Genomic DNA, 11,038 nt, shown 5'->3' on the forward strand with positions numbered 1-11,038 from the left:
GCCGTGTCGCTCTCGTCCTCCCCCGGCGCGGGCGTCGGCTTGGCGGCGCGCTGCGCTTCCGTGTTCATGCGCCCCCGTTTCCTCGTACCCGGGCCTGATGTCGTACGCGGGCCCCGTTCCGTTCGCCCGAGCCCGGTGTCCCGGGCACCATCTACCCGCGCGCGGGGCCCGGCATCCCGGCCCTCACGTGCGTGCGCGTCACTCTACGGGTTGCTCCCGGCGCCGCGGGAACCAGTCCGCGAGCCCGGGGCTTTAGCCCGGAACGTCCCCCTACCCTGCGGTAATCCAGTCTGGCAGGCTTCGTTCATGACTGCGCGCGCCGCCGACCGGGCCCGTTACGACCGGGCCACCGCCCATCTCGACGCCCCTCTCGCGATCGTGGACCTGGACGCCTTCGACGCCAACGCGGACGATCTCGTCCGCCGGGCCGCCGGAAAGCCCATCCGCGTCGCCAGCAAGTCCGTACGCTGCCGTGCCCTGCTCGAACGCGTCCTCGCGCGCGACGGCTTCGCGGGGATCATGTCCTTCACCCTCGCCGAGTCCCTGTGGCTGGCCCGCTCCGGCTTCGACGACATCCTGCTCGCCTACCCGTCCGCCGACCGCGCCGGATTCGCCGAACTCACCGGCGACCCCAAGCTCGCCGGCGCCGTCACCGTGCTGATCGACGACCCCGCCCAGCTCCGGCTCATCGACGACGCCCGCGACGGGGGCCGCGAAGTCGTCCGGGTCTGCCTGGAGTTGGACACCTCGCTGAAGCTGCTCGGCGGCCGGATCCGGGTCGGCGCCCGCCGCTCCCCGCTGCACACCGCCGGCCAGGTCGCCGACCTGGCCCGCCTCGTGGCCCGCCGGCCCGGGTTCGAGGTCGTCGGGATCATGGCGTACGAGGGACATGTCGCCGGCGTCGGCGACTCCGTCGCCGGGCACCCCCTGCGCTCGCGTGCCGTCCGGCTGATGCAGGCCACCGCGCGCCGGGAACTCGCCGTGCGCCGGGCCGAGGTCGTACGGGCCTTGCGGGCGGTGGCCCCGGAGCTGGCCTTCGTCAACGGCGGCGGCACCGGCAGCGTGCAGCACACCGCCGCCGAGGACTGCGTGACCGAGATCGGCGCCGGGTCGGGACTCTACGTACCGCGGCTCTTCGACAACTACACGTCCTTCCGCGGACGTCCGGCCGCCCTGTTCGCCCAGCCCGTGGTGCGGCGCCCCGGCGTCGGCGTCGTGACCGTCCTCGGCGGCGGCTACCCGGCCTCCGGTGCCGCGGGACCCGACCGGCTCCCGGTGCCGTACCTGCCGGAGGGGCTGCGCTACGACCCCCAGGAGGGCCCGGGCGAGGTCCAGACCCCGCTGCTCGGCTCCCCCGCCGACGACCTGCTCATCGGCGACAAGGTGTGGTTCCGCCACGCCAAGGCGGGCGAGCTGTGCGAACGCTTCGAGCAGTTGCACCTCGTCGAGGGCAACACGGTGACGGCGACCGTCCCCACGTACCGAGGGGAAGGCCACACCTTCCTCTGAGGCCGGGACGCCGGCCCCGGCGTCAGTCCTCGCCGGGGCCCACGCTGCTGCCCACTCCCCCGCCGCCGTCCGGGTCGGCGAAGGAGCGGATGCCCTTGGTGATCCGTTCCATGTCGGCCAGGGGCGGTCCGTCCGGGCCCGCGTCGAAGACGTAGCGCACGCAGACCGGTGACTCGGTGCCGACGCGGGACGGGAAGACCGTCGACTGGACGTAGCCGCCGGGGCCCTCGGCCGTGGTGACCCGCCAGCGCACGAACCAGCCGGCGCGGCCCGCCACCGCGACCGGGCCCGACTTCACGACCTCGTGCGACTCCATGCCGCCGTAGGGCCGCCTGCCGATCGTGTCGCGGTCGTACGCGGACTCCGCGGCCTCCTTGATGTCCTGCTCGGCCAGGGCCCGGGGGGACCGCTCGTCGTTCTCCGTGACCGTCCGGGACATGACCAGGCCGTGGCGGCAGACGCCGTCGTCGCCGGGGCAGTCGTAGGTGCCGTCCGTGGTCATGACGACGTCGTCCTCGGCGACGTACTTCGGCCGGACCCAGCCGTCGAGCAACGGCAGGGTGATGCCGTTGAGTTCGTCGGTCACCACGGCCGGGTCGTCGGCGGACGGCTCACTCCCCGTGGGAGTCGGGGTGGGGGTGGGGGAAGGAGGGGCTTCCGTGTAGTACGTGGGCGCCGTCTCGATCTCCGCGCCGCCCTGGTCCTCCCCCTGCCCCAGCACCACCGCGCCCGTGACGATCGCCGCCACGAGCACGACCGCCGCCGTGGTGACGGCGACGGCCCGGGCCCGTCCGGAGGTCCCCGCGACCGGCATCGGCGCCGTCACCTCGGGTGTGCGCCGGTGTTCGGTCCAGGCCGTTCCGTCCCACCAGCGCTCCAGATGCGGGGCCTTGGGGTCGCGGTACCAGCCGGGTGGTGGCGTCATGCTCATGCGGGCACTGTAGGACGCGGCCTACAGCGGGGTGACGTACGCCCCCGAGATCCCGCCGTCCACCAGGAAGTCGGTGGCGTTGACGAAGGAGGAGTCGTCGCTGGCCAGGAAGGCGACCGCGGCGGCGATCTCCTCGGCCTCGGCGAACCGGCCGAGCGGGATGTGCACCAGGCGGCGCGCGGCGCGCTCGGGGTCCTTGGCGAACAGCTCCTGCAGCAGCGGGGTGTTGACCGGCCCGGGGCACAGCGCGTTGACGCGGATGCCCTCGCGCGCGAACTGCACGCCCAGCTCACGGGACATCGCGAGGACGCCACCCTTGGACGCCGTGTAGGAGATCTGGGAGGTGGCCGCGCCCATCCGCGCCACGAAGGACGCGGTGTTGATGATCGACCCCCTGCCCTGGCGCCGCATGTAGGGGATCGCGGCCTTGCAGCACAGGTAGACGGAGGTGAGGTTGACCTCCTGGACGCGCTTCCAGGCCTCCAGTCCGGTCTCCAGGATGGAGTCGTCGTCGGGCGGCGAGATCCCGGCGTTGTTGAAGGCGATGTCGACGCTGCCGTAGGTGTCGTGGGCCGTCCGGAACAGCGCCTCCACCTGCTCGGGGTCGGTGACGTCGACCTTGACGAAGATGCCGCCCACGTCGTCCGCCGCCGCCTTGCCGCGCTGTTCGTCGACGTCGCCGCAGACCACATGGGCGCCCTCGGAGGCGAGGCGGCGGGCGGTGGCGAGGCCGATGCCGCTGCCGGCTCCGGTGACGACGGCGGTACGGCCGACCAGGCGGCGGCAGACGCTCTCTTCGGTTGCTGAGGTCACTGTGCGGGGCCTTCCGTGCTGATGAAGACGTTCTTGGTCTCGGTGAAGGCGGTCAGCGCGTCCGGGCCGAGCTCGCGGCCGACGCCGGACTGCTTGAAGCCGCCGAAGGGGGTCCAGTAGCGGACGCTGGAGTGGGAGTTGACGGACAGGTTGCCCGCGCGGACGGCTCCCGAGACGCGCAGCGCGCGGCCGACGTCCCGGGTCCAGATCGAGCCGGACAGGCCGTAGTCGGTGCCGTTGGCGAGCGCGACGGCCTCGGCCTCGTCCTCGAAGGGGAGGACGACGGCGACGGGTCCGAAGACCTCCTCGACGGCCACGCGTGCGTGCGGGTCGACGCCGGTGAGGACGGTGGGCGGGAACCAGAAGCCGGGGCCCTCGGGGGCCTTGCCGCGGATGCCGGCCGCGTCCGGGTCGACGTAGGAGCGGACCCGTTCCAGCTGGGTCCTGGAGATCAGCGGGCCCATGTCCGTGCTCTCGTCGGCGGGGTCGCCCACGCGTACCGCCTCGATGGCCGGGCCCAGCAGCTCCAGGAAGCGGTCGTACACGGTCCGCTGGACGAGGATGCGGGTGCGGGCGCAGCAGTCCTGTCCGGAGTTGTCGAGGAAGGACATCGGGGTGGATCGGGCGGCGGTTTCCAGGTCGGCGTCGGCGAAGACGATGTTGGGGCTCTTGCCGCCGAGTTCGAGGGTGACCCGCTTGAGCTGTGCGGCGCCCTTCGCCCACACCTGTCTGCCCACCGCCGTCGACCCGGTGAAGACGATCTTCGCGACGCCGGGGTGTTCCACCAGGGCGTTCCCGGCGACGGGTCCGTGACCGGGCAGCACCTGGAAGAGGCCCTCGGGGAGTCCGGCTGCCAGCGCCAGCTCCGCGAGTCGCAGGGCCGTCAGCGGGGTCGTCTCGGCGGGCTTGAGGAGCACGGCGTTGCCGGCGGCGAGCGCGGGCGCCGTGCCCCAGGCCGCGATGGGCATCGGGAAGTTCCAGGGCGCGATGACGCCGACGACGCCGAGCGGTTCGAGGACGGTGACGTCGAGGCCGCCGGGCACCGGGATCTGGCGTCCGGTCAGCCGCTCCACGCCCCCGGCCGCGTAGTCGAGCAGATCGCGGACGTTGCCCGCCTCCCAGCGGGCGTTGCCGACGGTGTGACCGGCCTCGCGGACCTCCAGCTGCGCGAGTTCCTCGCGGTGGTCGTCGACGGTGACGGCGAACCGGCGCAGCAGCCGGGCCCGGTCGGCGGGGGCCAGGGCCGCCCAGGCGGTCTGGGCGCGGGCGGCCCGTACGACGGCCGCGTCGACGTCGGCCACGGACGCCGCCGGGACCGTGGCGACGACCTCCTCGGTGGCCGGGTTCAGTACCTGGAGCTGCTCGGACAAGACAGGCCTCACATGCGTTCGAAGGAGCGGCGCAGCTCCCAGTCGGTGACCGCGGCGTCGTAGGCATCGGTCTCGACGCGCGCCATGTTCCGGTAGTGCGCGACGACCTCGTCGCCGAAGGCGGCCCGGGCGATGGGGCTGTTCTCCCAGAGCTCGGCGGCCTCGCGCAGGGTGGTCGGGACGTGCTGGTACCCGGCGGTGTAGGCGTTGCCGGGGCAGGCGTCGGGCAGCTGGAGCTTGTGCTCGATGCCGTGCAGGCCCGCCGCCACCATGCCCGCGACCGCCAGATGCGGGTTGACGTCGCCGCCGGGGAGACGGTTCTCGAAGCGCAGCGAGCGGCCGTGGCCGACCACGCGCAGGGCGCAGGTGCGGTTGTCGTGGCCCCAGGCGACGGCGGTCGGCGCGAAGGAGCCGGGCTGGAACCGCTTGTAGGAGTTGATGTGGGGGGCGTAGAGGAGGGAGAAGTCGCGCAGCGCGGCCAGCTGTCCGGCGAGGAAGTGCCCCATCACCTCGGACATGCCGTCGGGTCCGGCCATGGCGTTGTTCCCGGACTCGTCCGTGAGCGAGAGGTGGATGTGGCAGGAGTTGCCCTCGCGCTCGTTGTACTTGGCCATGAAGGTCAGTGACATGCCCTCCTGGGCGGCGATCTCCTTGGCGCCGGTCTTGTAGATCGCGTGCTGGTCGCAGGTGACCAGGGCCTCGTCGTAGCGGAACACGATCTCGTGCTGGCCGGGGTTGCACTCGCCCTTGGCGGACTCGACGGTGAGTCCGGCGCCGACCATTTCGTTGCGGATGCGGCGCAGCAGGGGTTCGATGCGGCCGGTGCCGAGGACGGAGTAGTCGATGTTGTACTGGTTGGCCGGGGTCAGGCCCCGGTAGCCGGAGTCCCAGGCCTGTTCGTAGGTGTCCTTGAAGACGATGAACTCCAGCTCGGTGCCGACCTGGGCGGTGAGCCCGAGGCCGGCGAGGCGCTCCAGTTGGCGCCGCAGGATCTGGCGGGGGGCGGCGACGACCGGGGAGCCGTCTTCCCAGGCGAGGTCGGCGATGACCATGGCGGTGCCGTCGTTCCAGGGGACGCGGCGCAGGGTGGTCAGGTCCGGGTGCATCGCGAAGTCGCCGTAGCCGCGGTCCCAGGACGACATGGCGTAGCCGTCCACGGTGTTCATCTCGGTGTCGACGGCCAGCAGGTAGTTGCAGCCCTCGGTGCCGTGGTGCAGGACCTCGTCGAGGAAGAAGCGCGCGGCGAACCGCTTGCCCTGGAGCCGCCCCTGCATGTCCGGGAAGGCCAGGACGACGGTGTCGATCTCACCGCCGGCGACGAGGGCGTGCAGCTCCTCGACGCCGAGCGGCGGTGTGCGGTCTGCCACGGGAAAGCCTCCTTAAGGCTTCTTCGGTCAGCTCCGGAGCCATAAGGTATTGCGGAGAACCATTGCTTGGGAAGGGGGCACGGCCGGATGTCGGTGGAGACGGAACCGGGCCCGGAGGACCGGCTCGCCCCGGTGCTGCGGCCGGTGCGGGCGGGCAACGGCTTCGAGGAGGCGCTGGAGCAGATCCTCCAGGTGGTCCGGCTCGGCCTGGTGCCGGCCGGTGGGCGGCTGCCCGCGGAGCGGGAGCTGGCCGAGCGGCTCGGCATCAGCCGGGTGACGCTGCGCGAGGTGCTGAAGGTGCTCCAGGACCAGGGCCTGGTGGAGTCCCGCCGGGGGCGCTACGGCGGAACGTTCGTGCTCCCGCGCGCGGACGCCGGCGGCGAGGACGAGCTGCGCCGCCGGATCGCCGCGGTGGACATCGAGGACGTGCTGCGCTTCCGGGAGGTGCTGGAGGTGGGCGCGGCCGGGCTGTGCGCGGCGCACGGGCTGTCCGGGGAGCGGCGGGAGCGGCTGCGGGCGGCGCTGGCCCGCACCCAGGACGCGCCGCTCGGCGACTACCGGCGCCGGGACACCCTGTTGCACCTCACGCTGGCCGAGCTGTGCGGCTCCCCGACGCTGACCGCGCAGTACGCGGCGGTGCGGGCGACGGTGAACGAACTGCTGGACTGCATCCCGATCCTGGTCCGCAACCTGGAGCATTCGCAGCGTCAGCACGCGGCGCTGGTGGAGGCGGTGCTGGACGAGGACGCGGACGCGGCGCGGGAGATCATGCGGGAGCACTGCTCGGGGACCGCAGCCCTGCTCAGGGGGTTCCTGGCGTGAGCGAAAGGTATGGGGAAGGTCCATTGGAGGGGCGGAGCATGCCGGACAGACCGCTGATCGGGGTCAGTACGTATCTGGAGGTGGCCGCGCGCTGGGGCACCTGGGAGCTGGAGGCCGCGCTGCTGCCGGCCGGATATCCGCGGCTGGCGCAGCGCGCGGGCGGGCTCGCGGCGATGCTCCCACCGGACGCGCCGGAGCACGCGGCGGCGACGGTGGCCCGGCTCGACGGGCTGGTGATCGCGGGGGGACCCGATGTGGAGCCGGTGCGCTACGGCGCCGAGCGGGATCCGCGGACGGGGCCTCCGGCGCGGGAGCGGGACGCGTGGGAACTGGCCCTGATCGAGGCCGCGTTGGCCGCGCGGGTGCCGCTGCTCGGGATCTGCCGGGGCATGCAGCTGCTGAACGTCGCCCTCGGCGGCACGCTGGTCCAGCATCTGGAGGGCCACGCCGAGGTGGTCGGCGTCTTCGGCCGGCACCCGGTCAAGCCGGTCCCCGGCACGCTGTACGCCGGTATCGCCCCGGAGGAGACGAGCGTGCCGACGTACCACCACCAGTCCGTGGACCGCCTCGGCGCGGGCCTCGTCCCGTGCGCCCACGCGGAGGACGGGACCCTGGAGGCCGTGGAACTGCCCGGGGAACACTGGGTGCTGGGCGTGCAGTGGCACCCGGAGATGGGCGAGGACGTGCGGGTGATGAAGGCGCTGGTGGAAGCGAGCCGCGCCGCGAGGCCCTGAGGGGCGCGGGGAACCGCGCGACCAGCCGCACCGGCGCGGGGCTCAGCTCCGCGTCAGCTGCAGCAGGTCCCGCGCCGGACCCACCGGCCGGTGTCCCGTCGGCCACACCGCCCGCAGGTCCCGGGCCAGCGACACGTCCGCCACCGGGATGCTCACCAGGCGGCGCATCGACAGCTCCTCGCGGACGGCGAGTTCGCTCAGCACGGCGGGCCCCGCGCCGCTCACCGCCGCCGCCTTCACCGCGGTGGTGGAGGAGAGCTCGATCAGGGGCCGGGCCAGGCCGCCCAGGGCCGTGTCCAGGACCTGACGGGTGCCCGAGCCCTTCTCGCGGAGGATCAGCGGGGTGGCCGCCAGTTCCTCGGGGGTGAGGGGGCGCCGGCGGCGGGCCCAGGGGTGGCCGGGTGCGGTGACCACGATCAGCCGGTCATGGGCGATGACCACCGAGTCCAGGCCGGTGGGGACCGTCAGGCCCTCCACGAAGCCCAGGTCCGCCTCGTCGGCGAGCAGCCGTTCGGCCACCGCGGCCGAGTTGCCCGCGAGCAGCGACACCGCCGTGTCCGGGCGGCCCGCGCGCAGCGCCAGCAGCCAGCCCGGCAGCAGGTACTCGGCGATCGTCATGCTCGCCGCCACCCGCAGCCGGGAGTCCCGCCGGTCCCGCAGCGCCTGCGCGCCCACGTCGAAGGCCTCCGCCGCCTCCACGATCCGCCGCGCCCAGTCCGTCACCAGCGCACCGGCGTCCGTCAGCCGTGAGCCCCGCGGTGAGCGGTCCACCAGCGCCACTCCGAGCTGCCGTTCCATGGACCGGATCCGGCTGCTGGCCGCGGGCTGGGTGATGCCCATCTCCCGGGCCGCCCCGCCCAGGCTGCCCAGCCGGGCCACCGCCAGCAGCAGTTCGAGGGCGCCGAGATCCGGGACTCGATGGGCCAGGGAGGTCGTCACCGCGCTACTCATAAAGCCAGCTTATGCCCTCATAGAGACGTGATCCCTGGTGGCGGAGGTCCCGGGGCGGGACCGTCGGAGCATGGTCACCGCCGCCCCGCCCCTCCCCCGTGCCGGGTCCGTCCGTCACCTCGGACCGAACTGGTACGCCTGCGTCATGGGAACCGCCATCGTCGCCACCGCCGGCGCCGGGCTTCCCGTGCCCCGGCCGCTGTGCGCCGCCGTGTGGGCGCTCTCCGCGCTCCTGCTGGCCACGCTGCTCGCCGCCCGCGCCCTGCACTGGGCCCACCACCGGGACCAGGCCCGCGCCCACCTCCTGGACCCGGCGACGGCTCCCTTCTACGGCTGCCTCGCCATGGCGCTGCTGGCCGTCGGGGGCGGCGCCCTGACCGTCGGCCGGGACTGGATCGGCGTAGAGGCGGCGGTCGCGCTGGACGCCGTGCTGTTCACGGCCGGTACGGCTGTCGGACTCGCCGCGGCGGTGGCCGTGCCGTACCTGATGGCCGTACGGCATCGGGTGGAGGCCCGGCAGGCCACGCCGGTCTGGCTGCTGCCGCTCGTCGCGCCCATGGTGTCGGCGGCCCTCGGCCCGTCGCTGGTGCCGTATCTGCCCGCCGGACAGGCCCGGGAGACACTGCTGCTGGCCTGCCTGGCGATGTTCGGGCTGAGCCTGCTGGCGACCCTGCTGATGCTGCCGCTCGTCTTCGCCCGCCTGGTCACCTCCGGTCCGCTGCCGCTCGCGCTGACCCCGACCCTGTTCCTGGTGCTGGGTCCGCTCGGCCAGTCCACCACCGCGGCCGGCACCTTCGCGGACCACGCCCCCGGTGTCGTACCGGCCCTCTACAGCCAGGGCTTCGATGTGCTGGCCGTGCTGTACGGGGTACCGGTCATGGGCTTCGCGCTGCTCTGGCTCGGTTTCGCCACCGCCCACGTCGTCCGCGCCCGCCGGCAGGGGATGCGGTTCGCGATGACCTGGTGGGCCTTCACCTTCCCGGTCGGCACCTGCGTCACCGGCGCCGAGTCCCTGGCCCGGCACACCGGCCTGACGGTCTACGACGGCCTGGCCGCCGCGCTCTACGCCGTCCTCGTCATCGCCTGGCTCACCGCCACGGCGTGTACGGCACGCGGCCTCCTCACCGGCGCACTGCTCGCGGGGCCGCGGCGACCGATGGCCCCTGCCGGGTCAGGAGCCGCCTCTGCGACAGCGCCGGTCGTCACCGGCGCGCTGCCGCTCCCAGGGCCGCGCCCAGCACGTCCGGCGCCTCGGTCAGAGACGGCCCGTACCAGGTCAGGTGCCGGCCGCTGAGCAGGGCGCAGGGCAGGCCGGGGAAGGCCTCGGGGCCGTCGTCGGGGGTGAAGCGGTAGGGCTCGTCCGGGAGGACGACCACGTCGGGGGCAGCGGCCCGCAGTTCCTCCAGCGGGACGCGCGGATAGCGGTCCGCGTGCCCCGCGTAGAGGTGGTCCACGCCGAGGCGGGCCAGGACGTCACCGGCGAAGGTGTCGCGGCCCAGCACCATCCAGGGGCGCCGCCAGATCGGCACCACCGCGGTCGTACGGCGGTCGGGGGGCCGCAGCGCCGACCAGGTCCGCTCGGCCTCATCGAGCCAGCGGGGCCGGGATCCGGTGCCGCAGGCGGTGAGCACCCGGTCCAGTTCCCGCAAGGCCCCCGGCACGTCGCGGATCTCGGTCACGAGCACCTCGATCCCGGCCGTCCGCAGGGCCGCGAGGTCCGGGGCGCGGTTCTCCTCCTCGTTGGCGATCACCAGGTCGGGGGCGAGTCCGGCGATCCGCTCGATGTCGGGGTTCTTGGTGCCGCCGATCCGGGCCACGCCGAGGCCGGCCGGGTGCGTGCACCAGTCCGTGGCGCCGACCAGGACGCCGGGGGCCGAGAGGGCCACCGCCTCCGTCAGGGACGGCACCAGGGAGACGACGCGCATCAGCGCGGCCGGTCCTGGACCGCCTCGATGTGTTCGGCCACCGCGACGACCACCACCCGGGTCTCCGCCACCGTGGCCCGCCAGCGATGGCGGACCCCGCCGGTGAGGTACAGGGTGTCGCCGCGGCCGAGCCGGTAGGCGCGTCCCTCCGCCTCGATCTCCACCGCGCCGTCGGCGACGTACATCAACTGGTCGTTGCGGTACTGGAACTCGCGTCCCGCCTCATGGTCCCCGGTGAACTCCGAGGCGTGCATCTGATGGTGACCGCGCACCAGGGACCGCGTCCGCGGCTCGGGGGCCACCTCGGCGCACTCCGAGCGGACCACGTCCACGCTGCACGCCGGATCGGCCGCGGCGAGGAGTTCGACGGCCGTGGTGCGCAGGGCGTCGGCGAGCTTCTCCAGGGAGCTTCTGCTCGGGCGGGCGCGGTCGTTCTCCACCTGGCTCAGGAAGGGCACCGACAGACCGCTGCGCTCGGCCACGACGGCGAGGGTGAGCTCCAGCGCGCGACGCCGCCGCCGTACGGCCGCGCCCACCCGCAGGGGCTGTTCTTTGTGGTCGCCCATCGCTCCGGCTCCCTCCTTCACCCGTCGTCCGGTGCCGACTCCTCTGGTGA

General features: G+C 73.7%; 11 protein-coding genes. 4 read left to right on the forward strand and 7 right to left on the reverse strand.

Features of this window, described 5'->3' with window-relative positions; all coding sequences use genetic code 11:
* The first annotated feature begins 306 nt into the window (after nucleotides 1-306).
* The gene (locus M8H82_RS26725; RefSeq protein ID WP_250077599.1) at nucleotides 307-1,509 is read left to right on the forward strand and encodes an amino acid deaminase/aldolase; all 1,203 of its coding nucleotides are present in this window, start codon (nucleotides 307-309) and stop codon (nucleotides 1,507-1,509) included.
* 22 nt (nucleotides 1,510-1,531) lie between these two features.
* On the opposite strand, the gene M8H82_RS26730 is transcribed toward M8H82_RS26725, so the two are convergent.
* From M8H82_RS26730 to M8H82_RS26745, 4 genes are read right to left on the reverse strand one after another with little or no spacing between them, the layout of a single operon-like run.
* The gene (locus M8H82_RS26730) at nucleotides 1,532-2,434 is read right to left on the reverse strand and encodes a DUF2510 domain-containing protein (RefSeq protein ID WP_250077701.1); all 903 of its coding nucleotides are present in this window, start codon (nucleotides 2,432-2,434) and stop codon (nucleotides 1,532-1,534) included.
* 27 nt (nucleotides 2,435-2,461) lie between these two features.
* A complete protein-coding gene (locus M8H82_RS26735) occupies nucleotides 2,462-3,253 on the reverse strand; it encodes a 3-oxoacyl-ACP reductase (RefSeq protein WP_250077600.1) in 792 nt (263 codons plus the stop codon).
* Nucleotides 3,250-4,623: an aldehyde dehydrogenase gene (locus tag M8H82_RS26740; protein WP_250077601.1), complete on the reverse strand. Its 1,374-nt coding sequence runs from the start codon at nucleotides 4,621-4,623 to the stop codon at nucleotides 3,250-3,252. The genes M8H82_RS26735 and M8H82_RS26740 overlap by 4 nt, the downstream gene beginning before the upstream one ends.
* 8 nt (nucleotides 4,624-4,631) lie before the next feature.
* Nucleotides 4,632-5,990, reverse strand: coding sequence for a glutamine synthetase family protein (locus M8H82_RS26745; protein ID WP_250077602.1), 1,359 nt, complete (start codon nucleotides 5,988-5,990; stop codon nucleotides 4,632-4,634).
* 87 nt (nucleotides 5,991-6,077) lie between these two features.
* Between M8H82_RS26745 and M8H82_RS26750 the strand changes: the two genes are divergently transcribed.
* Nucleotides 6,078-6,812: a FadR/GntR family transcriptional regulator gene (locus M8H82_RS26750; RefSeq protein ID WP_250077603.1), complete on the forward strand. Its 735-nt coding sequence runs from the start codon at nucleotides 6,078-6,080 to the stop codon at nucleotides 6,810-6,812.
* Nucleotides 6,813-6,850: 38 nt separating this feature from the next.
* Nucleotides 6,851-7,546, forward strand: a complete 696-nt coding sequence (locus tag M8H82_RS26755; RefSeq protein ID WP_250077604.1) for a gamma-glutamyl-gamma-aminobutyrate hydrolase family protein — start codon at nucleotides 6,851-6,853, stop codon at nucleotides 7,544-7,546.
* A 42-nt stretch (nucleotides 7,547-7,588) separates the two neighbouring features.
* On the opposite strand, the gene M8H82_RS26760 is transcribed toward M8H82_RS26755, so the two are convergent.
* Nucleotides 7,589-8,497: a LysR family transcriptional regulator gene (locus tag M8H82_RS26760; RefSeq protein WP_250077605.1), complete on the reverse strand. Its 909-nt coding sequence runs from the start codon at nucleotides 8,495-8,497 to the stop codon at nucleotides 7,589-7,591.
* A gap of 70 nt (nucleotides 8,498-8,567) precedes the next feature.
* Here M8H82_RS26760 and M8H82_RS26765 point away from each other — a divergent pair, with 70 nt between their 5' ends.
* Complete coding sequence (locus tag M8H82_RS26765; protein WP_250077606.1) at nucleotides 8,568-9,791, forward strand: TDT family transporter; 1,224 nt, start codon at nucleotides 8,568-8,570, stop codon at nucleotides 9,789-9,791.
* Here M8H82_RS26765 and M8H82_RS26770 read toward each other — a convergent pair.
* Together M8H82_RS26770 and M8H82_RS26775 are read right to left on the reverse strand one after the other, a co-directional pair.
* Nucleotides 9,700-10,422 (reverse strand): helical backbone metal receptor, encoded by a 723-nt coding sequence (locus M8H82_RS26770; protein WP_250077607.1) that lies wholly within the window; start codon nucleotides 10,420-10,422, stop codon nucleotides 9,700-9,702. The two genes, M8H82_RS26765 and M8H82_RS26770, sit on opposite strands and share 92 nt — an antisense overlap.
* Nucleotides 10,422-10,988: a helix-turn-helix domain-containing protein gene (locus tag M8H82_RS26775; protein WP_250077608.1), complete on the reverse strand. Its 567-nt coding sequence runs from the start codon at nucleotides 10,986-10,988 to the stop codon at nucleotides 10,422-10,424. Before M8H82_RS26775 ends, M8H82_RS26770 begins: the two co-directional genes overlap by 1 nt.
* Between the last annotated feature and the right edge of the window lie 50 nt (nucleotides 10,989-11,038).

The organism is Streptomyces sp. YS415 (genome assembly GCF_023544665.1).
Lineage (GTDB): Bacteria > Actinomycetota > Actinomycetes > Streptomycetales > Streptomycetaceae > Streptomyces.

What these genes read in the sequence shown, in the direction of transcription:
- M8H82_RS26725 (WP_250077599.1), top strand. Translation starts at nt 307, where the DNA reads ATGACTGCGCGCGCCGCCGACCGGGCCCGTTACGACCGGGCCACCGCC.
- M8H82_RS26730 (WP_250077701.1), bottom strand. Translation starts at nt 2,434, where the DNA reads ATGACGCCACCACCCGGCTGGTACCGCGACCCCAAGGCCCCGCATCTG.
- M8H82_RS26750 (WP_250077603.1), top strand. Translation starts at nt 6,078, where the DNA reads ATGTCGGTGGAGACGGAACCGGGCCCGGAGGACCGGCTCGCCCCGGTG.
- M8H82_RS26755 (WP_250077604.1), top strand. Translation starts at nt 6,851, where the DNA reads ATGCCGGACAGACCGCTGATCGGGGTCAGTACGTATCTGGAGGTGGCC.
- M8H82_RS26760 (WP_250077605.1), bottom strand. Translation starts at nt 8,497, where the DNA reads ATGAGTAGCGCGGTGACGACCTCCCTGGCCCATCGAGTCCCGGATCTC.
- M8H82_RS26765 (WP_250077606.1), top strand. Translation starts at nt 8,568, where the DNA reads ATGGTCACCGCCGCCCCGCCCCTCCCCCGTGCCGGGTCCGTCCGTCAC.
- M8H82_RS26770 (WP_250077607.1), bottom strand. Translation starts at nt 10,422, where the DNA reads ATGCGCGTCGTCTCCCTGGTGCCGTCCCTGACGGAGGCGGTGGCCCTC.
- M8H82_RS26775 (WP_250077608.1), bottom strand. Translation starts at nt 10,988, where the DNA reads ATGGGCGACCACAAAGAACAGCCCCTGCGGGTGGGCGCGGCCGTACGG.